This window comes from Pandoraea faecigallinarum (assembly GCF_001029105.3).
Lineage (GTDB): Bacteria > Pseudomonadota > Gammaproteobacteria > Burkholderiales > Burkholderiaceae > Pandoraea > Pandoraea faecigallinarum.
Genome location: NZ_CP011807.3, coordinates 705,881 through 726,794 on the forward strand (window position 1 = coordinate 705,881; position 20,914 = coordinate 726,794).

At 63.1% G+C, this 20,914-nt stretch carries 18 protein-coding genes; 9 read left to right on the forward strand and 9 right to left on the reverse strand.

Annotation, left to right across the window (positions count from 1 at the left end):
- Positions 1 to 327: 327 nt before the first annotated feature.
- Positions 328 to 1,308 carry a hypothetical protein gene (locus AB870_RS03240; RefSeq protein ID WP_335645727.1) on the reverse strand — a complete coding sequence of 327 codons (981 nt, stop codon included), beginning with the start codon at positions 1,306 to 1,308 and terminating at the stop codon, positions 328 to 330.
- Between the two features lie 232 nt (positions 1,309 to 1,540).
- On the opposite strand from AB870_RS03240, the gene AB870_RS03245 reads away from it, so the two are divergent.
- Together AB870_RS03245 and AB870_RS03250 are read left to right on the forward strand one after the other, a co-directional pair.
- Positions 1,541 to 3,076: a sensor domain-containing diguanylate cyclase gene (locus tag AB870_RS03245; RefSeq protein ID WP_053059540.1), complete on the forward strand. Its 1,536-nt coding sequence runs from the start codon at positions 1,541 to 1,543 to the stop codon at positions 3,074 to 3,076.
- Positions 3,061 to 4,473, forward strand: coding sequence for a DUF2252 domain-containing protein (locus AB870_RS03250; protein WP_047906922.1), 1,413 nt, complete (start codon positions 3,061 to 3,063; stop codon positions 4,471 to 4,473). Before AB870_RS03245 ends, AB870_RS03250 begins: the two co-directional genes overlap by 16 nt.
- A 78-nt stretch (positions 4,474 to 4,551) precedes the next feature.
- On the opposite strand, the gene AB870_RS03255 is transcribed toward AB870_RS03250, so the two are convergent.
- Positions 4,552 to 4,923 carry a response regulator gene (locus AB870_RS03255; protein WP_084663280.1) on the reverse strand — a complete coding sequence of 124 codons (372 nt, stop codon included), beginning with the start codon at positions 4,921 to 4,923 and terminating at the stop codon, positions 4,552 to 4,554.
- Between the two features lie 230 nt (positions 4,924 to 5,153).
- On the opposite strand from AB870_RS03255, the gene AB870_RS03260 reads away from it, so the two are divergent.
- Both AB870_RS03260 and AB870_RS27025 read left to right on the forward strand, forming a co-directional pair.
- A complete protein-coding gene (locus tag AB870_RS03260) occupies positions 5,154 to 5,942 on the forward strand; it encodes a DUF2092 domain-containing protein (protein ID WP_047908742.1) in 789 nt (262 codons plus the stop codon).
- Between the two features lie 4 nt (positions 5,943 to 5,946).
- A complete protein-coding gene (locus AB870_RS27025; protein ID WP_047906924.1) occupies positions 5,947 to 6,465 on the forward strand; it encodes a hypothetical protein in 519 nt (172 codons plus the stop codon).
- A gap of 53 nt (positions 6,466 to 6,518) precedes the next feature.
- Here the strand turns inward: AB870_RS27025 and AB870_RS03270 are convergent, their stop codons facing one another.
- Both AB870_RS03270 and AB870_RS26255 read right to left on the reverse strand, forming a co-directional pair.
- Positions 6,519 to 8,432: a sensor histidine kinase gene (locus AB870_RS03270; RefSeq protein WP_157112214.1), complete on the reverse strand. Its 1,914-nt coding sequence runs from the start codon at positions 8,430 to 8,432 to the stop codon at positions 6,519 to 6,521.
- A gap of 11 nt (positions 8,433 to 8,443) precedes the next feature.
- Positions 8,444 to 8,587 (reverse strand): hypothetical protein, encoded by a 144-nt coding sequence (locus tag AB870_RS26255; protein WP_157112215.1) that lies wholly within the window; start codon positions 8,585 to 8,587, stop codon positions 8,444 to 8,446.
- Between the two features lie 523 nt (positions 8,588 to 9,110).
- On the opposite strand from AB870_RS26255, the gene AB870_RS03275 reads away from it, so the two are divergent.
- From AB870_RS03275 to AB870_RS03285, 3 genes are all read left to right on the forward strand, one after another.
- Positions 9,111 to 10,214 (forward strand): HAD family hydrolase, encoded by a 1,104-nt coding sequence (locus AB870_RS03275; RefSeq protein ID WP_047906926.1) that lies wholly within the window; start codon positions 9,111 to 9,113, stop codon positions 10,212 to 10,214.
- 321 nt (positions 10,215 to 10,535) lie between these two features.
- Positions 10,536 to 11,882, forward strand: coding sequence for an MFS transporter (locus AB870_RS03280; protein WP_047906927.1), 1,347 nt, complete (start codon positions 10,536 to 10,538; stop codon positions 11,880 to 11,882).
- Between the two features lie 137 nt (positions 11,883 to 12,019).
- The gene (locus AB870_RS03285; protein ID WP_047906928.1) at positions 12,020 to 13,000 is read left to right on the forward strand and encodes a M14 family metallopeptidase; all 981 of its coding nucleotides are present in this window, start codon (positions 12,020 to 12,022) and stop codon (positions 12,998 to 13,000) included.
- 28 nt (positions 13,001 to 13,028) lie between these two features.
- Here the strand turns inward: AB870_RS03285 and AB870_RS03290 are convergent, their stop codons facing one another.
- The 3 genes from AB870_RS03290 to AB870_RS03300 form a co-directional block, all read right to left on the reverse strand.
- Complete coding sequence (locus tag AB870_RS03290; protein WP_047906929.1) at positions 13,029 to 14,477, reverse strand: GntP family permease; 1,449 nt, start codon at positions 14,475 to 14,477, stop codon at positions 13,029 to 13,031.
- The gene (locus AB870_RS03295; RefSeq protein ID WP_047908743.1) at positions 14,478 to 15,497 is read right to left on the reverse strand and encodes a patatin-like phospholipase family protein; all 1,020 of its coding nucleotides are present in this window, start codon (positions 15,495 to 15,497) and stop codon (positions 14,478 to 14,480) included. It abuts the gene before it with no gap.
- Positions 15,498 to 15,915: 418 nt separating this feature from the next.
- Positions 15,916 to 16,344, reverse strand: coding sequence for a winged helix-turn-helix transcriptional regulator (locus AB870_RS03300; RefSeq protein WP_047906930.1), 429 nt, complete (start codon positions 16,342 to 16,344; stop codon positions 15,916 to 15,918).
- Between the two features lie 155 nt (positions 16,345 to 16,499).
- Here AB870_RS03300 and AB870_RS03305 point away from each other — a divergent pair, with 155 nt between their 5' ends.
- On the forward strand, positions 16,500 to 17,507 hold the full coding sequence (locus AB870_RS03305; protein WP_047906931.1) for an LLM class flavin-dependent oxidoreductase: 1,008 nt from the start codon (positions 16,500 to 16,502) through the stop codon (positions 17,505 to 17,507).
- Here the strand turns inward: AB870_RS03305 and AB870_RS03310 are convergent.
- Positions 17,504 to 18,772 (reverse strand): NAD(P)/FAD-dependent oxidoreductase, encoded by a 1,269-nt coding sequence (locus AB870_RS03310; RefSeq protein WP_047908744.1) that lies wholly within the window; start codon positions 18,770 to 18,772, stop codon positions 17,504 to 17,506. The genes AB870_RS03305 and AB870_RS03310 overlap by 4 nt on opposite strands.
- A 120-nt stretch (positions 18,773 to 18,892) precedes the next feature.
- Positions 18,893 to 19,726: an aldo/keto reductase gene (locus tag AB870_RS03315; protein WP_047906932.1), complete on the reverse strand. Its 834-nt coding sequence runs from the start codon at positions 19,724 to 19,726 to the stop codon at positions 18,893 to 18,895.
- Between the two features lie 596 nt (positions 19,727 to 20,322).
- On the opposite strand from AB870_RS03315, the gene AB870_RS03320 reads away from it, so the two are divergent.
- Positions 20,323 to 20,895, forward strand: coding sequence for a cytochrome b (locus tag AB870_RS03320; RefSeq protein ID WP_047906933.1), 573 nt, complete (start codon positions 20,323 to 20,325; stop codon positions 20,893 to 20,895).
- The last annotated feature ends 19 nt before the right edge of the window (positions 20,896 to 20,914 follow it).

The window sequence follows — 20,914 nt, forward strand, 5'->3', positions numbered from 1 at the left end:
AGCCTGAGCCGATGCAGTCGGAACGCCCGTGAGCATCAGCAGACATGCCAACAGCGACACCGACAGGCCTGCGAGCACGCCGCCCATTTTCCGGCCTAATGATCGCATCGTGCCGCTTCGCATTCTGACGGCAGAATTCGCGTGCGTAGCCATGCAGATCATCATGGATGCTCCTGATTGAAATACCACGGCGGACCCGACGCCATTCTCGCGCGAAGTGCGATGCCCCGGGGGGCAAATTGGTTGCCCTAAACCCCGATGGCGTGTGCGCGCGTCCGGCGCAAGACCGCGGGCCCGAGTCCATTTGACGGGCAGCGCGGTGGCAGCTCAGAAGCTCATGGCGAATCCGAAAGAGACGCCTTGCACGTTGCGTCCGAAGACGTAACGGGCCATGAGCCGCGTACGTGTGACAACCACGGGATACTTGCTGCTGTCCAGCTCCAGCCCAACCCCCAACGACGTCAGATTGTTGAAACCCAGAACGCCGGCGCTATCGCCGAAATACTGCGAATAGGCCGCCTCGAGCACGTAGCGCACCGGCCGGTCGAGCGCACGCAGGCCGGTCGGCGCACGCCAACGCGACCAGAGGCTCAATTGCTGAGCGTTGGCGTTACCCTGTACGCCCGCGGACGAGCTGCCGAAGCTGCGCAGATGAATGTTCGTCAGACGCAGTTCGACGTCGATCTCGTAGGCCTCGCGATAGTGCTCGAAGTCGAGCATGAGCGATCCGCCAAGGCCATAAGCGTTCAGCGCGCCATTCTTGAGAAATTGCGTATCGAGATCGGTCGCGCGGTCAAGCAGGGTTTCGCCGACGCGCAGGTCGCTCACGACCCGGCCCAGGCTGCCGTTCAAAATGGGGCGAAGCACCAATTCGTCTGCCAGACGGAAGTCCCATCCCACGCCGACCGTGGTGCTAAGCGTGTTCCACCGCACCGGAAGCGCCCGGGACTCGGAGCCGTCCGAGGCGATGAACGTCGGATCGTAACGACTGTAGGCGAGCGTGCCCTCCAGGTAGAGCGGAAACGAACGGCTGATCGTAAAGCCGCCGCCAAGCTGTGTCTGCCAGAAGCCGGGATTGCCCGTCGATCCGTTATTGATCGACAGCGAACTCGTGGTGACATCGGGCACGGTCGTGTAGCTCATGATCGCCAGCACGCTGTTCGCATGACTGCGCACGTCGGTGCCGACACGCAGCGGCGTGGTCTGGGCGAGCGCCGCAGGGGCGGCCACCGTCAGGCAGGACAGGGCGCCGAGCAGGGCAGGCCAGATGGCGGGTGGCCAGCGAAGATTGCGCCGGGTTCCACACACACGGGCGCGCTTACTCGTATGTCGTGTCGCCGCCATACTCCACTCGCGTCGTTGACGTTGCAGTGCACACTAGTCGCCGTGAGCCATTGTCGCGGCTGCCCCGCTCGTAGACCATCGGTGTCTGGGGCAACGGCATTGCCCGAACGGGCAATACCGTTGCCCCCATTCCCGATAGCCCGGCGCCGCGATTGCGAAAAGAATGAGGTCACGTTGCCATGGTGCGCACGGGAACATGAACTCGCCCCCTACTCCACATCCTCCATCGCGAACCGCCGGCCGCTGGTTCGGTGCGCTCGGCCTGACGGTCGTGGCCGCGGGTCTCGCCGTGGTCATCGTGGTTGGCGTGCGCGCGACGCTGCTGTATGAAGGCCGTGTCGCGGTGCGCGACGACGCGCGCGAGGCGAACCTGCGCGTGGCCAGGCTCGTGGCACGGGTGGTGGGCGATGACATCGCGACCTGCGCACTCGGACTCAATATGCTTGGCGCAGCCGGTCGTGGCGATCCGGGCGTACAGCTGTCGAACTGCCGGGCGAGGTTCGGTCAACCGGCAAGCGCGCAGGCCCGGACGGACGCTCAGGCGGTGGTCGTGGCCGAAACGGGTCAGGTCGTCTATGAAGCGCTGCCCTCAACAAGTTGCCTCGATCTTCCCTTCGTCCAGCGAATCGTCGACGCGCGGCGGCAAGGTGGCAGCGACACACTTTCAATCTCCACATCGCCGGCGTTGTGTCCGCAGAGCGCCGGGCGCGGTTTGTTGATAACGCACAGCATCCGGCGCGATGACGGTGCGTTCGCAGGTGTGGGCATCGTCACGATCGACGCTCGCTATTTCTCGCGCCTGTTCGCGGGACTCGCGCCGGGCACGCGGGGTGTCGTTTCGCTATTGCGTGGTGACGGCACGGCGCTGGTCAAGTCAACGGCGGCCGGCATATCCGTCGCGAGCGATGTGCCCGCCTCGGCGAGCATGGGCGCATCGACTTCGGCGGTCGCATCCGGGGAGTCCGCTGCAACCTCTGGAGCCGACGGCGAATTCCTTTACGTCAGGCAGCCGGTGCCGGGCTTGCCGATGCTGATCGAGATTCGGGCGCCCAGGAGCGAGATATATGTCAGATGGCGCGAGCGCGCGCTGTGGGTGGGAGGGCTGACGGCGGCACTCGGCGCGGCCTGTCTGATACTCGTCGTCCTGCTCCGGAAACAACGCCAGCGGCGCCATGCCGCCGAACTCGAACTACAGCGACTGGCGAGCACGGATCCGCTGACCGGGTTGGCCAATCGGCGCACACTGGACGAGGCTTATGACCGGGAGTGGCGTCGCTCGATACGCGAGCGCGTGCCGCTGTCGTTGCTGTTTATCGATGTGGACCATTTCAAGACATTCAACGACCGGTATGGCCACCCCGCAGGTGACGACGCACTGGTTGCCGTGAGCCATGCCATCGGGGAATCGATCCGGCGCCCCGGCGATTTTGCCGGGCGCTACGGCGGCGAGGAGTTCATGGTCGTGTTGCCGAATACGGAATCCCGCGGTGCCCGGGACGTTGCCGAGCGCGTACGTACGGCTGTGAGCTCGGCTGCGATCGTCCATGAGGGCACACCGCATGGCCACATAACGGTCAGCATCGGCGTTGCCTCTACCGGAGGGCTGCCGGCGGGCAAACCCGAAGTGCTGCTGCAAGCGGCGGATGAAGCCCTTTACGCGGCCAAGAGCGGCGGACGCAATCGCGTCTGCATTCATGTGAGCGCAGGAGGTGAGCCATGCCCGTTGATTTGACTTTGGAGCAGCGCAGGGCCGCAGGCAAGATGGCGCGTGAGCGCCTGGCGCGTTCTGCGCAGGCGGATGTCGGCAACGTGGACCGCGATCCCGTGACGTTGCTGCGACAGAACAGCGCTGGCCGGGTCGACGCGCTGGTGCCGCTGCGATTCGGACGGATGTCTGTTTCCCCTTTCACGTTCTATCGCGGCAGCGCCGTGCTTCAGGCGCACGATCTGGCGAGAACTGCCACGACAGGGTTCCATTTCCCCATCTGCGGCGATGCCCATCTGATGAATTTCGGCGGTTTCGCTACACCGGAGCGGCAACTCGTCTTCGATCTCAACGACTTCGACGAAGTCGCCCCCGGCCCATGGGAATGGGACCTCAAGCGGCTTTCGGCCAGTTTTGCCATTGCCGGCGAGCATATGGGCGTGGACCGGGGCACGATCAAGGATATCGTGACATCTGCCGTGCGCGAGTATTGCGAGCGGATGACCGAGTATGCAGGCTACAGCGCGCTCGATCTCTGGCACGAGATTGTGACGTTCGACCGGATGGCGGAAACCGCCGTAACAGGTGAGGGGCGGCGTCTGATTCGAAAGACGGCGGAGAAGGCTGCTGGCCGTTCGCACGAGGCGTTGCTCGGCAAGATGGCCAAGCGTGTGGATGGCAAGTGGATCCTTCAGGATGCCCCGCCTGCCCTGTTTCATCCGTCCGGTCCCAATTCATTGCTGGGCAACGCGAAGGCGTGGTCGGACACCAAGGCCTGGAAGGGGAAGCTCGCACAGGCCTTCGACGAGTATCTGGGCACGTTGCCGGTCGACAGGCGTGCGCTCATCGATCAATTTCAGCTTCAGGACATTGCGTTCAAGGTGGTCGGGGTCGGCAGCGTGGGCACGTTCTGTCTCGTCATGCTGTTCGTCGACGCTCACGGCAAGCCATTGTTCCTGCAAGTCAAGGAGGCGCGCGAATCGGTCGTATCCCGCTACTTCCCGACAGGCAAGGTCACGCACGAGGGGCTGCGTGTCGTTGCCGGCCAGCGCTTGCTGCAAGCCGCAAGCGATGCATTTCTTGGCTGGACGACCGGACCCAATGGCCGCAATTTCTACTTCCGTCAGCTGCGCGACATGAAAATATCGGCCGACGTTGAACGGATGAGCGACACGATTCTGTCGGGTTACGCGCGCATTTGCGGCTGGGCGCTCGCGCGGGCGCATGCGAAGTCGGGGGGCATGGCGGTCGAAATCTCGTCATATGCGGGCGATGGGAAGCGTCTGGCCGACGCGATGACCGAGTATGCGCTGGCTTACGCGACACAGAACGAGAAGGACTACGAGACTTTCATTCGCGCCTGCCGCTCGGGAAAGCTGGTCGCACGCAGTGACGAGGACATGGCCGCAGATTTTCGCGTATAGCGCCTATAGCACCTATAGCGCGTGCTGCGCAAACGGCATGCGCGCGTATCCATGCGCATGCCGGTCAGCCTGCAACGATCATGTTCGCTCCTGCGCGGCCCGCTCGATTGCCGACAACAGGTCGCTTCCCAGGAACGGTTTGGTCAGTAATTCGCGTCCGCCCGCACACCAGATCTCGTTTCGCGTAGCCTCGTTGCCGTATGCGGTAACGAATACGGCCGGCGGGCGAGGGTGCGGCAAGGTCTGATAGAACACCGGGCCGCGAAGTCCCGGAAGCTGCACGTCGACGACCATGCAATAGACCGTACGCAGGCATTCGGCGACCCCTTCGTCCTCCGCACTCGCGAAAGCGCGCGTGCGGTACCCGGAGATTCTCAGCAGGCGCTCGACCGCGCGACGCATCCCGGTGTCGTCCTCAAGAATCGCGATTAGCTTCCTTGACGTGGTCATAAGGCGGTCGTATCCATATGAGGATATTGTTCGTCGCAAATCGGAACGGACGCCATCGGGACTTGGGGCAATTCGGATTCCCCGTCGGGCAATTTGGGGCAATCGTCTTTGCTTTGTCCGCTCCACGCGCTACATTGATTTCAATGCGTTCACCGCCCACCGGTGCATCGACATACGGCATTTCACATCACCTTTCCGTCACGAGTATCGCTGCCAGTCGAGGAATGACAATGAGACGACAAGTGTTGGCAATTTCGGTGCTGCTAACGACATGTGTGGCATCGACCGCAACGATGGGGTGGGCGCAGCAGGGAACGCCCGAGCGTGCGTCATCTTCGCCGGCAAGCAACGTCGACCCCGATGCGGTTCAGGCGCTGCACACGATGGGAAGCTATCTGCAATCGCTCCAGCGATTTCGCGTGATGACGGATCTGACAGGCGAGCGTGTGCTGGCCGACGGGCAAAAGCTCCAGCACAACGCGCGGGCTACGCTCGAAATCGATCGACCGAATCGACTGCGCGCTGTCATGAAGAGTGCGCGTACGGAACGCGAGATATTCTTCAACGGAAAGGTCGCAACGCTGTTCTCACCGCAGCAGAAGTACTACGCCTCTGTACCGTTCGAGGGCACGGTCGGCCAGCTGGTCGAGGCGCTGCGAGCGCGATACGGCGTGGAGCTTCCGCTCGCCGACCTGTTCATGTGGGGTACCCCCGAGGCCCGGAATCAGACATTCGACTCGGCGATGTTTGCGGGACAGGATTATGTCGGGAACGATCTGTGCGATCACTACGCATTCCGGCAGCCGGGTATCGACTGGCAGATCTGGATCACTGGCGATGACAAGCCCCTGCCACGCAAGATCGTGGTGACACGCACCGACGACGACGCTCGTCCGCAGTCGGTGTCGCTATTGTCCTGGCAACCCGGCTTTTCCGTCAAGCCGTCGACTTTCGACTTCCGGCCGCCCGAGGGCGCGAAGCGGATCGAAGCCGTCAAATTGCCAGCCAACAAGGGGTGACCTCATGAAAACACGACTCTCCCCCCTGATCCGGTTTTGCGTGAGCGCAACGGCGACGGTGTGCCTTCTTGCCCCGGTGCCGCCATCGGAGGCCGCCGGCCGTGATGGCCGCGGGGCGCATGCGCGCGGCCACGGCGGCGGTAACGCCGGTCAGCACACCGCTCAGCGCCAGAATGCCGGCAATCGGCAACCCGACGCCCGCACGCGCAACGTGCGCAACACCAGCGTGAACAATGTGAATAACGTGAACAACGTCAACGTCAACCGCAATGTGAACGTGAATGTCGACAATCACGGCGGCTACTATCACGGAGGTTGGGACGACGACTATCATCCGGTCGCAACGGCTGCGGCGGTCACGGCTGCCGTAGGGGTAACGGCAGCCGTCGTGGGATCGGTGGTGCATTCGGTCCCTGCGAACTGCGTGCCCGTGAACTACCGCGGCATGATCTATCAGCAATGCGGCAACACGTGGTATCAACCCCAGGGAACCCAATTCATCGTGGTCAATCCGCCCTATTGAAACGTGCGCGGCCCGAGGGTTCGGGGACTGGCGGGGCTTGCCGTGCGACGAGATCAAACGTTTTCCGGCGCATCGGTGTGGCGAAGGGTGTGATCGGCACCGCTCGAGGCGAGCGGCAACCAGAGCGTGAATTCGGTCCCGCCGCCGGGGCGGGGGCGGGCAGAGATGTTGCCTTTATGGGCATCGGCGATCGAGCGCACGATCGAGAGTCCAAGTCCCGTGCCGCGTTCCTTGGTCGTGTAGAACGCTTCGAACAGGCGCTCGACGTTCGTGTCTTCGATGCCAACGCCGCGATCTGCGACGACAAGCTCGACGGCGTCCTCGACGAGGCGTGTCGTGACGGATAGTTCCCGGTCCTGCTGCTCGGCGTTCTCCATCGCATCCATGGCGTTGACGCACAGGTTCAGTAAGATTTGCTGCAACTGCACCTGGTCGGCGAGCACCTGAGCATCGCGTGTGCCGAAGGCCGTGCGAAGCACGATGCCGCGGCGTCGTGCTTCCGGGTGCACAAGTGATATCGCGCGCTCCAGCACGGCATCGAAGGCGACCGGTGTGAAGGTGATCGCCTGTTTTTGCAGCAAGGCGCGCAGACGCACAATCACGTCGTGCGTGCGAAGGGCGTCGCGCCTGACATCGGTCAGAATCTCCCGTAATTCGGAGGCGTTCGGACCTTCGCTCTGCATCATGAGGTCCGCCGCGTCGATGTTGCTCAGAATCGCGCCAAGCGGCTGGCCGATTTCGTGAGCGATGGACGCGCTCAACTCGCCCACGGTCGCAATGCGCGACGCGCGGGTGAGGTCGGCGCCGCGTTTCATGGCATCGAGTTCGGCACGGCGCCGCTCGCGGCGCTGATTGAGCATGGCCAGAATCGTGATGGCCTGAGCACCAATGACGAAAATCACCACGGCGATTTCCTTCCAGTACTCCCGATAAGGCGAATGAGGGGCGTTGAGCCACTTACAGTCGGGACCCAGCGCGCTTTCCGAGATGCCGAGCCTTCGCAGCACCGCGATGTTGGCCACGCACCGGGCAGGCAGTATGGGCAGCGTTGATGCTCCGACATCGGGACGCGTGGTGCCTGCGTCTGCCATTAGCATTCTCGCGGCGACCTCACCCGTGTTGCGGCCGTTCTCCGCAAGGTCGTACACGGCCCCCGCCGCGGCACCGTGTTCGATGTAGTTGGCATACCAGCCATATATAGGCACAGGTGCATCTCCTGCAATCTTGTCGATCAACTCGAACGGGAAGTAGCGCCGGCCCTCGTTATCGCGATACTGCGTGCCATAAAGCACGGCACTTGTGTGCTTGTCGAGCCGGGCGAGCCTCGTTCGGAGTTCCTGTGCCGACATGCCTTCCCATCGCTCGATGGCGGCCCATTTCCGCCCATTGACCGCGGCCGCTTCGACGATCTCGTCGGAGAATCGCCTGTCCATTTCGGCGCTGCCACCGATTACGACCAGGTGCGTGGCGCTCGGCTGTAGCGCACCGATGATGGCAAGTGTCTTCCCGACCTCGATTCGGTAAGGGATCATCACGAACGTCTGCGGGAACGCACTCGTCTTGCGCAGCCACGCTTCGGGCACGCTTGTCACAATGACCGGCGTGCCGGGCCAGATGGCTTCGTGGTGCGTACGGGCGAACTCCGCGGCGTAGTTGCCAATGGCAATCACGAGGTCGATACGCTGTCCCGCGTATTTCTTCCTGAGCAACGCGAAGAGCTCCGGGGTAAGGAGGTCGCCCCCAAATCGAAGCCCGTCCAACGTGTCGAGAAATGTTTCGGTGCCAAGCGGCAGCGCGGCGTTCAAGACGGTGCGGATGGCCTGCGTCTGCATCAATACGGCAGCCTGCATGGGGTCGCCACCGGTGAGAAGCACCACTTTCGGAGGTTCGGCGCTCCGCGCGTCAGGCGCGACGACGCCACATGTGACGACGACCGCCAGCGACACGGCGACTCGGAACGCTCGCATGAAGGCACCGTTCACAGCGTATTTGCGAAGGCGTGGCGAGACTCGGCACCGGCGCGCGTACCGGTGTTTCCGGCACGTGGCAATCCCGTCAACGACGTGGGGACCGAAGCGTCGTCGTCGACGATATGCACTACCGAATCACGGCTGAAGTTCATAGCTTCTCCGCATGGCACCGGACAGTTAAATTTCCCCCGAAATTGCGGTATTTCTGTGTAGGAATAATTCTTGTGAAGTAATAAAAATTACTTAGGCATACACGTTAATTGAGTATTTGTATTTCTAGATGAATTCGCGCAGAAATATCCCAGTTGTCCGAGCGTTTTCAATTGATAGCATCCTTCGGTGACTTCGTAAAGCCGGGATTCCAGTCATCCCTCGCCGATATTGATACGTGAGGCAACAAGCGATTGTCCGGGAGCCTGTTTCCCATTTGGCTTCATAGGCCGGAAATATTGCCCCGCAGGGGAATTGGCTTGCCCTAAATCCCTATGGCGCCGGCTTCTCGTCCGTGAGGAAAATGCGGGAAATCATATGGGAGCTACGACATCTTCATGAATAACTACACTGGGCATACCTGAACGCTTCCGACGTTACATGCCCTGAACCATCGAAAACCCCCGATCGTTCGGGACCAGTGCATGCAGCGGCTCATTGTGGTCTGAGTTGGCGAGGGAAACCATGCAATTTGAAACGAACGGCAGCGCGCCCCGGCGTCTGCATCATCTGTTGACACGATGGATTATCGGCGCCTGGATAGTCGCGATGATGGCGGCGTGTGCCAACCAGACGACGGCGCCAGTGCCCGATGCGAGCCGTAATACGCCCGCGGCGTACGCTACAGGGTCCTCGGCCTCAGTGTTGCCGTCGTGGCGGGACGGCAGCGCGCGCCATGCGATTCTGACGTTCATCGCGAACGTCACGCGCGAGGGTTCTGCAACGTTTGTACCGCCCGAAGCCCGGATTGCCGTATTCGATAACGACGGGACGCTCTGGAGCGAACAACCTGCCCCGTTCCAGTTGCTGTTCATGATCGATCGATTGAAAGCGGCCGCCCCGGCGCATCCCGAGTGGCAACGCAGTTCGGCGTTCAGGGCGTTAATGGCCCACGACGTTTCGGCGCTGTCAGAGCACAGAAAAGAACTGCTGCAAATGCTCTCTGTTGCAAATAGTTCAATGACGACGGATGAATACGATCAATCGATTCGCTCGTGGCTGACCAGCGCGACACATCCAACGCTTCACCGGCCGTATACGGAGCTTGTGTATCAGCCGCAACTTGAACTGCTTGATTTACTACGGGCAAATGGATTTCAGGTATGGATTGTCTCTGGCGGTACTGCGGAATTCATGCGCACGTGGGTCACCGAGGCTTACGGAATTCCGCCGGATCGAGTCGTCGGGACTCAGGAAAAGCTAACGTACGAGATGCGCAATGGGAAGGGCGTGCTGGTGCGCCACCCCGGTTTTGATTTTGTCGACGACGGCGCGGGCAAGCCGGTTGGAATTTTCCGTGCAATCGGCCGGAGGCCCATCCTCGCGTTCGGTAATTCCGACGGCGATCGGGAAATGCTTGAATACACAGCCACCGGACCCGGGCCGAGCCTCGCACTTCTCGTTCATCACGACGACGCCGAGCGTGAATTCGCTTACGACCGGAAATCGTCGTTGGCACGCCTCGACAAGGCGTGGAACGAAGCCGTTGAACGTGGATGGGTCGTCGTCAGCATGAAGCGGGATTGGGCGGCGATATATCCGATGCCGAAGTCTGCTTTGGCGAAATAACCCGGGAAAAGGTCCGGCGCGAAGTCAATCCCTCTGATCGAGCGCATGCCATCACCTGATCGCGGAAGAACAGGCCATATATATCCGACGGGATAAAGTGCAAGATATCGATGACGTAATAGGCGAGCAACCGGTGGCGTGGTTCGAGACACGAGTGCCGCCCCAATCAGCACCTGCACGTGCCGAATCGGCACGAAGCGGCATTTTCCGCCGCCTACACTCCGCTTCCTGAGACTGGCAGATGGTCCCGGCGCGCCGCCCTGGCGTTTGCGGGACGTCCATACATCGACTTTCAACGCCAGCGATCTAGAGGAGCACGGAATGACCGGTAACACCAAGCCCCACAACCCGTGGCGGGAAATCTGCGCCGCGAGTATCGGCAACGCACTCGAATTCTACGATCTGCTGATCTATGGCTACTTCGCCATCGTCATCGGTCAGTTGTTCTTTCCCGCGCACGACGCCACCACGTCGCTGCTGCTCTCCGTGGGCACGTTCGGCATTTCGTTCGTCACGCGCCCGCTCGGCTCGATCATTCTCGGCAGCTACGCCGACCGTGCCGGCCGTAAGGCATCGCTCACCGTGTCGATTGGCTTGATGATGGTCGGTACGGCCATGATCGCGTTTGCTCCGACCTACGAACAGATCGGCATTCTGTCGCCGCTGATGATCATCGTCGCGCGTATGCTGCAAGGCTTTTCGACCGGCGGCGAGTTCGGCGCCGCCACGGCATTCATGGTCGAGCACGCCGACGCCAAGCGTCGCGGCTTCTTCGCCAGCTGGCAGATGTCCACGCAAGGCCTGGCGACGGTGCTCGCCGCAGGTGTCTCGGCGCTGCTGAGCCTGTTGCTCACCGCCGATCAACTGAGCGCGTGGGGCTGGCGTGTCGCCTTCGCGGTGGGCCTGCTCATCGGTCCGGTCGGCCTGTACATTCGCCGCAATATCGACGAAACCGCCGACTTCAAGAAGCTCGGCGAAAAACAGCGCGAGAAGTCGCCGCTGCGCGAAGTCTTCGGGCGCGACCGCGTCAACATGTTGCTCGGCGCAGGCGTCGTGGCCGCTGCCACGGCATTCAACTACGTTCACAAGCTCTACATGCCGACGTACGCCGTCAAGCAACTGCATATCCCGGCGACGTCGTCGTTCATCGGCGCCGTCGTGACCGGCATGATGCTCATGATCGCCGCGCCGGTCGTGGGCCATCTGTCCGATCGCTTCGGCCGTATTCGCGTGATGCTGTGGGCGCTCGTCGCCGTGGGCGTGACGACGTATCCCCTGTTCGTGCTGCTCAACCGCCATCCGACATTCCAGACGTTGCTGATGGTGCAGGCGCTCGTGGGTCTGCTCATCGCCGTGAGCCTGGCACCCCTGCCCGCGCTGCTGGCCGACATCTTCCCGACGAGCAAGCGCGGCACGGGGCTGGCGCTGTCCTACAACTTCTCGGTGACGCTCTTCGGCGGCTTCGCCCCGCTGATCGTGACCTGGCTGATCGACGACACGCAGAACAAGCTCGCACCGAGCTTCTACGTGATGGCGACGGCCGTGCTCAGTATCGCCGCCGTGACGGCGCTCGCCCGCCGCGTGCGGGCCGGCAAGATCGCTGGCGTTACCGGCACTCCCGGCCCGGCCGGCACTACGCACGGCACGCCGCGCGCCACGAAGGCCTGATGACGGCCTGATGACGGCTGGAAGGCCGCCCGTTCCCAACCCCCATGCACTGATTCGAGCCGCAACGACGACGTCCGCATTTCCCCTTGCGCGACGTCGTCTCTTTTTTCCTGCGGCATCTCTGCGGAGCCTTATCCATGACCACGCTCGAAGCGATCCGCGCCGCCTTGCCGGCGTACCCCATCGAAGTCTCGTTTCCCGATATCACCCGCTGGCGCGAAGGCAATACGGGCGTCGACTATCTGCACACGTTCGATAGCGGCAAGCCCGGCAAGCACGTGATGATTCTCGCGCTCACTCACGGCAACGAAGTGAGCGGCGCCATCGCGGTCGATGCGCTGTTGTCTTCGGGGCTGCGGCCCGTGTCCGGACGCCTGTCGCTCGGTTTCGGCAACGTCGGGGCGTACGAGGCGTTCAGCGCGCAGAATGCCGACGCCACGCGCTTTCTCGACGAAGACATGAACCGCGTGTGGACGGTGTCGACGCTCGACGGCGACCGCCAGAGCCGCGAACTCACGCGTGCGCGCGTCATGCGCCCGTTCATCGATACGGTAGATCTACTGCTCGATATTCACTCGATGCACGAAGCGTCGGCGCCGCTGATGATGACCGGGCCGCTCGAAAAGGCGATTGCACTGGCAGCCGAACTGGGAACGCCGGAACACGTCATCATCGACAAGGGCCATGCCAACGGCACACGCCTGCGCGATTACGGCGGCTTCGGCGATCCGGCCAGTCCGAGGAATGCGCTGCTCATCGAAACGGGACAGCACTTTGCCGCAAGTGCGCGTGACGTAGCGCTCGACAGTACGGCTCGCTTCCTGCTGCATGCGGGGGTCGTGACCGAGGCAGCTGTCGCTGCGTTCCTCACGCAGACGCCGGTGCGCCAGAAATTCGTCGAAATCACGCAGCCGGTCGTGGCGCGCTCGATGGACTTCCGCTTCTCGCAGCCCTTCACCGGCCTGGAAGTCATCGAGAAGGCCGGCACCGAGATCGCGCGCGATGGCGACGAGGTAATCGTCACGCCGTACGACAACTGCGTGATCGTGCAGCCTTCGATGCGTCATCTGGGCGTGAACGTAACGATGATGCGGCTCGGCCGTTTGCTGGATCGCTGAGCGGGCCGGACGCGGCGTACCGCCGCGCTCAGAACGTCCCCAGCAGCGAGCCCACGACGATCACTGCAACGAGGGCGATCAGCGCGCTTACGATGCTCGTCATGACGATGTCGAGATAGCTCTCGCGGTGCGTACTGCCGCACACGGCCAGCAAGGTGACGACCGCGCCGTTGTGCGGCAGGCTATCGAGCGTGCCCGAGGCGATGACCGCCACGCGGTGCATGAGCGCGGGATCGATGCCGTGTTGTGCGGCGAGGCTGACGTAGGCGGGCCCGAGCGCGTCCAGCGCAATGGTTAGCCCGCCCGAGGCCGAGCCGGTGATGGCGGCCAGCAAATTCGCGGAGAGTGCGAGCGAGACGAGCGGCCCGCCGTCGATGGAGAGTACCCAGTCGCGCACCACTTCGAAGCCCGGCAGCGCGGCGATCACCCCGCCATAACCGACGAGACTTGCCGTACACATGATCGGCAACACGGACGCGTTGGCGCCAGCGTCCATGGTCTTGCGAAGCGCGGGCAGACGCCGCCATTGCAGCGCTACGAGTACGAGAATGGCGCTTGCCAGCGCCACGCAAACGCCCCATACGCCCGCCACGCTCTGCAACGTGATGCCGCCCCATTCCGGCTGCGCGAGGAAGCTGGCGTCCAGCCGTGGAAAAACGATCACGTTCATCACGAAATTGCCCGCGATCACGACGAGCAGCGGCAGGGCGGCGGTGACGATGCCGGGCAACACGTCGTTGCGATGGCCTTGTTCGATCTCCGCCGGATCGAACTCGCGCGCGACACTGGCGCGTTCGCGCACGACCGTCGGGTCGGGCGCCTTGTCCCAGACTTCCTGCTCGGCGTAACCGTGCCCGGCGTGACGCGCCTGTGCCTCGCGCCACGACAGCCACCACAGACCTGTGCCCAGCATGATCGCCGACGCCATCAATCCCAAACCCGGCGCGGCGAACGGCGTGGTGCCGAAGAAGGGCATCGGGATGGCGTTCTGAATGGCGGGCGTACCCGGCATGGCGGACATCGTGAAGGTCGACGTTCCCAGGGCGATGGCGGCGGGCATCAATCGTACCGGGATGTTCGCTTCGCGAAAGAGCGCGTGCGCCATCGGTGCGAGTACGAAGAACGCCACGAAAAGGCTGACGCCCCCGTACGTGACGAGCGTACCGCCAAGCACCACGGCGAACATGGCGCGCCGCGCACCGAGCTTGTCGGTCAGGAATGCGGCGATGGACCGGACTGCACCACTGTCTTCCATCAACTTGCCGAACAACGCACCGAGCAGGAACAAAGGGAAGAACTGAGCGACGAACCGCGCGGCGTTCTGCATGAACGTCTGGGTCCAGTGCGCGAGCATCGGCTCGCCCGAGAGCGCGGCCGCGAGCATGGCCGCGGCAGGGGCGAGCAACAGCACGCTCCACCCGCGATAGGCCAGCCAGACGAGAAGTGCGAGCCCGATCAGAATGCCGGCGAGCTCCATTCAGGGCGCCTCCTGCAACGGGTCGAGGTCAAGCGAGGAGCGATGGCCGAGGTCGGCGCCGTGGGCGTGGAGGAAAGCGTCCGCACAGCGGCGCCCCTCGTCGCGCAACATCACGAGGAAGTCCCATTCGGCCGAGAGCTTGGACGAGTAGCCGAGCGTCGTCATCAAGTCGCTCGCGATCCGGTGCATCCGCATTTGCGCCCAACGCCGGCCTTCGTCGCTGCCGGCGTCCACCACCTGACGCAGTACCGCGATCATCCGCAATTCCTTGAGCAGCGTGGCGTTGAACGAGACTTCGTTGACGCGGTTCAGAATCTCTCGCGCCGAGCGCGGCACTTCGTTGCGCTCGACCGGGTTCACCTGCACGAGGATGGTGTCGCACGACGCGGTCTCGCGCACCAGCGGCGTGATCGACGGATTGCCTGCGTAGCCACCGTCCCAATAGGGTTCGCCGTCGATGTCGATGGCGCGGTAGAGCATGGGCAGGCAGGCCGACGCGAGCAGGACATCCGGCGTGATCTCCGCGTTGCGGAACACGCGGCCGCGTCCCGTATGCACGTTCGTTGCGGTAATGAAGAGCTGGATGGGAGAGTCGTCGGAGGCGCTGGAAATGCCGTCGAAATCGATGTGATCGGCCAGCAAACGACGCAGCGGATTGAATTCGAGCGGGGCCAGATCATAGGGCGACACGACGCGTGCCGCCAGATCGAAAAACATGAAGAACGGTGAGTTATCGAGCGACCAGCGGCCAAGCACGATGTCGAGCGGGGTGCGTCGCAAGGGACTGAACCGCCCGGCGTGAGCCACGTCTCGCCAGAACTGTTCGAGCGCGCCGCGCGCGGCGTCGGGGCCGCCGCGGGCGTAGCCGGTAGCGAGTACGGCCGCGTTCATGGCCCCGGCGGACGTGCCGGAGATGCCTTCGATGTGGAAGGGCGCGTTGGCGGTGTCGTGGGAGATCGCTTCAAGCAGTCGGTCCAGCACGCCCCACGTGAACGCACCGTGCGCGCCGCCGCCTTGCAGCGCGAGGTCGACGGGGAGCGTAGTGCGACCGGTCGCGCTGGCGCGGGTCGACGCGCGAGTGGCGCGGGCGGTTTTGGCGCGGCCGACGGCGCTGGCAGTGCTGCCGGCGCGTGCGGGCCGATGCATCGACTTAGTCGGTCTGGTCGATTGCGTCGATTGCGCCCGTTGGGTGGATGGCGAGCGTGGCATGATCCCTCGGCGATGCGGCGTCACGCAGGTAAGCGCGGGCCGCGGGGGTCGTTACGAGAGTACGGTTGCAGCAGGTACGCAGTTTGCGCTGCAACATAACCACTGTCTCAGATAAATATGAATTGGGCAACCTCACGGGGAGCGAGGTTTTCGGATACGAACGCCCAGACCACAGGGTGGAACGCGGTACGCGCGAATCCGGTGGCGGCGGCCGCCACCCGGGCAAACGTCAGGCGGCGTGCGGAACCTGGGCGTTGTCGACATCGCTGGTATCGGCACCGCCCGCGCTGTCTTGCGACGGTTTGCCGCGACGCAAACTCAGCTGCGCGAGCACATCGGCGTGCTGATTGCCCCATCGGTACAGCATCTCGATCGGCTCGATGAACAACTCGCCGAGCGGGGTGAGCGAGTATTCGACCTTGGGCGGCACGACCGCGTAGACCTCGCGGTGGATCAGCCCGTCACGCTCAAGCTCGCGCAACGTTTGCGTAAGCATCTTCTTGGAGATCCCGGGCAACCGGCGTTGCAACTCACCGGTACGCGTCGTGCCGCACTGCAAGGCGTAGAGCACCATGCTCGTCCACTTCACGCTGAAGAGCTCCAGCACGCGACGCGGCACGCAGGTTTCCTCGAAGACGAAAGGTTCGGGTTTGCTCATGGTAACCAAATGGTGACTATTCAACTAAAAGGTGCCTACTGGGGGTTTTGACCCTTCGTCACTATACTTTGTGACGATAGTGCGCGTCACCCCACGAGCGTGAGCTTCCAGACATCGAACGGGGATTCGCCGCGCGCGAGCAAACGGAGAACCCAATGAGCAGTTTGTCGAAAACAGCCATCTCGATGCTGGATCTGGTGCCGGTGCGCGCCGGCGGTACGGTGGCTGAGGCCCTGAAGCAGTCCACCGAACTGGCCCAGCACGTCGAACGTCTGGGCTTCACGCGATTCTGGCTGGCAGAACACCACAATATGGATGGCATCGCGAGTTCCGCGACCTCGCTACTGATCGGTCATGTGGCAGGCAAGACGTCGCGCATTCGCGTGGGCTCGGGGGGCGTGATGCTGCCCAACCATCCGCCGTTGGTCATTGCAGAGCAATTCGGCACGCTCGCCGCCCTGTACCCGGGACGCATCGATCTCGGACTGGGGCGCGCACCGGGCGCCGATCAGGCGACAATGCGCGCGCTGCGCCGCGATCGTCTGGGCAGTGGCGACGACTTCCCCGAACAGGTCGCCGAACTGCGGGCATTGCTTGCACCGGCACAACCGGGGCAGCGACTCGTCGCCACTCCTGGTGCGGGAAGCGATATTCCCGTGTGGCTGCTCGGCTCATCGCTTTACTCTGCGCAACTCGCCGCGCATCTCGGCTTGCCGTACGCGTTCGCTTCGCACTTCGCGCCGCGTTTTCTGTTCGACGCGATCCGCATCTACCGTGAGCTTTTCCGTGCGTCGGCCGTCCTCGACAAGCCATACGTGATGGTCGGCGCACCGGTCATTGCCGCGCCAACGGATGAAGAGGCCGCGTTCCTCGCAACCTCGTCGCAGCAGAAAATCCTGGCGCTCATGCGCGGGCAAAGTCTCAAGCTGCAACCGCCGGTCAACGACATGGACGAACGCTGGGACCCCGCGGAGCAGCATTCCGTGGAAGCCTTCCTCGGGGTCGCCGTCGTGGGCGGGCCGGAGCGTATCAAGGCAGGTTTGTCGGATCTTGTCGAGCGCACGCAGGCCGACGAATTGATGCTCGTCACCGACATCTACGATCCGGCACTGCGCCTGCGCTCGTGCGACATTGTGGCGTCCGTCTGCCTGTCGTCGCGCTAACGGAACCGGCCGATGGAGAACGGCGAGAGGTCAAGTGTGGGCCGGTCGCCGTTCACGAGCCCGGCGATGGTGCGTCCGGTTGATGCGGCCGCTGTCAGCCCGACATGGCCGTGCCCGAAGGCATAGAAGGCGTTGGGCACCTTCGACGCCGCGCCGAGCACCGGCAGCGAGTCCGGCGTGCTTGGACGAAAACCTTGCCAGCGCGCACCGTCCACCGATTGCGTCGACTTCGCGCCTTGCACGGCCCCCGGAAACATCTTGTGAAGCTGCCGGATCAGCAGATCGGCGCGCCGCCAATTCGGCGGTGCCTGCAAACCTGCGAGTTCGACCGTGCCGGCACCGCGCAGACGGCCATTCATCGGCGTGGCAAACAATTTGCCCTCGGCCCACATCACCGGCCGTGACGGCATCTCGTCGGGCGTGGGAATCTCCACGTGATAGCCGCGCTCGGTATCGAAGACGATGCTGTCGCCGAGTTGCCGCACAAACGGCGCCGACCACGCGCCCGCCGCGACGACAACGGCGCTTGCTGCTTCGCGCCCCTTGTCCGTATGCACGGCAACGGCTCGTACACCGTTGGTTTCAATCGCCGTGGCCGAGGCATCGACGACACGACCGCCGCGCGCCACGACCTGAGTCGTCAGACGTGCCAGCAGCGCGCCGGGGTCGGACGTGTGCCCCGTCTCGCTGATGTAGCGCGCGCCGATGAAGTCGTTCGACAGCGTTGGCTCGAATTCGCGAAGCGCTCCCGCGTCCAGCGTTTCGATCTGCACGCCGTTCTCCCGGCGCAACGCCATTCCGCTTTCGTCGCCCGACATGCCGCTCTGGCTGGAATAGGCAATGAGATAACCCTTGCGTGTGACGAGATCGTTCGCGTTGGCGTCGTCGAGCAGCGGCTGATAGGCGTCGAGCGCCGGGCCGAGCAGGGCGCGCAGCGCGCGCGCCTGCGCGGAGACTCGTGCCGGTTGACTGGCCGCGACGAAGCGCAGGAGCCACGGCACCATGCGCGGAAGGTAACGCCAGCGCAGCACGAGAGGGCCGTCGGGTTGCATCAGCCAGCCAGGCACCTGCCAGAGCACGCCGGGCATGGCGATGGGCACGACCGAGGAACCGTTGATGCAACCGGCATTGCCAAGTGAGGCCGCCTGACGCGCCGACTGCCGGTCCACGACGGTGACGGTGTGTCCGGCACGCTGAAGATAGGCGGCGGTACACACGCCGACCAAACCGCCCCCGATAACGACGACGGGACGCGAATCGCTCATGAAGCCGTCCTGCAAGAAATCGAAAACGCCTAGTGTACTGCGGGACTGCGCCGTGCACATAAGGTGAGCGCTTGCATCATCGGCGAGCGCCTTCCCGGCGTGTCGTCGAACCCCTCGTCGTCAGATCATTTCCAGCGGACGTTTGCGAGACGGCGCTTCGAAGTGATGATCGAGCAGGGCAAGTTCTTCCGCCGTCAGTTCGATGTCGTGCGCAGCGCGATTGGCCCGCACGTGCGCTTCGGTCCCGGCCTTCGGAATCGCAATGACTCCGGGCCGGCTCAAGACCCAGGCGAGCGCGATCTGCAACGGTTCGACATGCCGTTTGCGGGCAATGTCGCCCAGCACGCCGGAAGTCGGCAGCCTGCCTTGCTCGATGGGCGAATAAGCCATCATCGGCAGCTTGCGTGCTGCGAGCCATGGCGCCAGATCGTATTCGGGGCCACGTCGCGACAGGTTGAACAGCACCTGATCGGTGGCGCACGCATCGCCGCCGTGCGTGTCGAACAATTCCTCCATGTCGTCCGTATCGAAATTGCTCACGCCCCACCGGCGAATCTTGCCGGCATCGATCAACGCTTCGAAGCCGGCAATCGTGTCTTCGAGCGGCACGTCGCCCCGCCAGTGCAACAGATAGAGATCGATGCGGTCGGTGCGCAGGCGCGAGAGACTTCGCTCGCACGCGGCAACCACACCGTGCTTCGAGGCGTTGTGGGGGTAGACCTTGCTCACGAGGAACACCTCGTCGCGCAGGCCGTCGAGCGCTTCGCCAACGAGACGTTCCGTCGCGCCCTCGCCATACATTTCGGCGGTATCGACCAGTGTCATGCCGAGCGACACGCCAAGACGCAACGCTGCGATTTCCTCGCGACGCCGCTCAGGCTTTTCGCCCATCATCCATGTGCCCTGACCGAGCACCGGTACGGTGTCGCCTTGAGGGAAAGTGTTGTTTCGCATGATCCGTCCTCCTGGATTTTTTGTGACCGATTTTGTGACCATTATCTGCCTGCATGTCGAGCGATGACCAGTGCGGTGAGGGTTGCACGCAACACTTCGAGGTGTGGTCCTATCTTTCGGATCGGATTCGTCCTAGACAGGGGGCAGACAACGCCGCTTTTGCATTCGTACCCCCGATCTCTCGGATAGTTCACAGACCTTTCGGCGAATTGCCGCGATAACCTGATTTCACCGATGCACATTGCGAATGTTGCTCCGCAGCGAGACGGCTCGGTGATGGCTCCCGCGATGTGCGTCGGGTCTTGGGAAGGCGGACGGAAATTAATTCGCTTCGAACGAAAAAAGAAAGCCCCGTGGGCGGGGCTTTAAAGGCCGACCGGCGGTGCGTCGGCCAAGGAGGTTCGTCGGTTGCGCATCAAGGAAGGGTCTTGCGCGTCGAGGCCATGTTGTCGACATTGCCGGGCCGCCCATGGGGAGGAGGAATCCGAATGTGGTGCGAAAGATGAGTAACAAAATGTGACGATTTGCGACCTTTTCGTGACATGGCGGTAACGCGATAATGGGGCACCCCAACACAGCAGAGGAGTGCCCCCGAGATGGTCAAAGCGATCAAGTTCCAATCCTTCGGCTCACCGATTACGGCCGTCGAGCGCTACGCGCCGCCGGCGATCTTCTTTCACTGGGCTGTTGCGCTGCTGATCGTGATCGCGTATGCGGCGGTGATCGCGAAGGGATACCTGCCAAAGGGAAGTGCGCCGCGGGCATTGTCCATGACGATCCATGAGTGGGCAGGGATTGCGGTGTTAATACTGGCCGTGCCGCGATTGTTGTGGCGTCTGGTCAGGGGGGCGCCGGGGGCGTTACCCGGTCAGGGATGGCCGGCGCGTTTCGGCTCGGCAGCGGTGCACTTGCTGCTTTATGTATTTCTGTTTGCGCAGCCGGTGCTGGGTTATCTCACGCTCAACGCCGGTGGGCACGGACTCACGATTCCGGGGCTTGACATGGCGTTGCCGCAGTTCATCGATAAGGACGACGAACTGCGCCGGTCGATCAAGGACATCCACGAAACGCTGGGAAGCGCGTTTTATTGGGTTATCGGGCTGCACGCGCTCGCGGCACTCTGGCATCACTACTTTCGACGCGACGATACGCTGCGTCGCATGCTCTGAGCTGCGTGCCCCCGTGCAC

Bases quoted from the DNA above. Each gene is read 5' to 3' on its own strand.
- AB870_RS03245 (WP_053059540.1), top strand. From the start codon at position 1,541: ATGAACTCGCCCCCTACTCCACATCCTCCATCGCGAACCGCCGGCCGC.
- AB870_RS03250 (WP_047906922.1), top strand. From the start codon at position 3,061: ATGCCCGTTGATTTGACTTTGGAGCAGCGCAGGGCCGCAGGCAAGATG.
- AB870_RS03255 (WP_084663280.1), bottom strand. From the start codon at position 4,923: ATGACCACGTCAAGGAAGCTAATCGCGATTCTTGAGGACGACACCGGG.
- AB870_RS03260 (WP_047908742.1), top strand. From the start codon at position 5,154: ATGAGACGACAAGTGTTGGCAATTTCGGTGCTGCTAACGACATGTGTG.
- AB870_RS27025 (WP_047906924.1), top strand. From the start codon at position 5,947: ATGAAAACACGACTCTCCCCCCTGATCCGGTTTTGCGTGAGCGCAACG.
- AB870_RS03270 (WP_157112214.1), bottom strand. From the start codon at position 8,432: ATGCGAGCGTTCCGAGTCGCCGTGTCGCTGGCGGTCGTCGTCACATGT.
- AB870_RS26255 (WP_157112215.1), bottom strand. From the start codon at position 8,587: ATGAACTTCAGCCGTGATTCGGTAGTGCATATCGTCGACGACGACGCT.
- AB870_RS03275 (WP_047906926.1), top strand. From the start codon at position 9,111: ATGCAATTTGAAACGAACGGCAGCGCGCCCCGGCGTCTGCATCATCTG.
- AB870_RS03280 (WP_047906927.1), top strand. From the start codon at position 10,536: ATGACCGGTAACACCAAGCCCCACAACCCGTGGCGGGAAATCTGCGCC.
- AB870_RS03285 (WP_047906928.1), top strand. From the start codon at position 12,020: ATGACCACGCTCGAAGCGATCCGCGCCGCCTTGCCGGCGTACCCCATC.
- AB870_RS03290 (WP_047906929.1), bottom strand. From the start codon at position 14,477: ATGGAGCTCGCCGGCATTCTGATCGGGCTCGCACTTCTCGTCTGGCTG.
- AB870_RS03300 (WP_047906930.1), bottom strand. From the start codon at position 16,344: ATGAGCAAACCCGAACCTTTCGTCTTCGAGGAAACCTGCGTGCCGCGT.
- AB870_RS03305 (WP_047906931.1), top strand. From the start codon at position 16,500: ATGAGCAGTTTGTCGAAAACAGCCATCTCGATGCTGGATCTGGTGCCG.
- AB870_RS03310 (WP_047908744.1), bottom strand. From the start codon at position 18,772: ATGAGCGATTCGCGTCCCGTCGTCGTTATCGGGGGCGGTTTGGTCGGC.
- AB870_RS03315 (WP_047906932.1), bottom strand. From the start codon at position 19,726: ATGCGAAACAACACTTTCCCTCAAGGCGACACCGTACCGGTGCTCGGT.
- AB870_RS03320 (WP_047906933.1), top strand. From the start codon at position 20,323: ATGGTCAAAGCGATCAAGTTCCAATCCTTCGGCTCACCGATTACGGCC.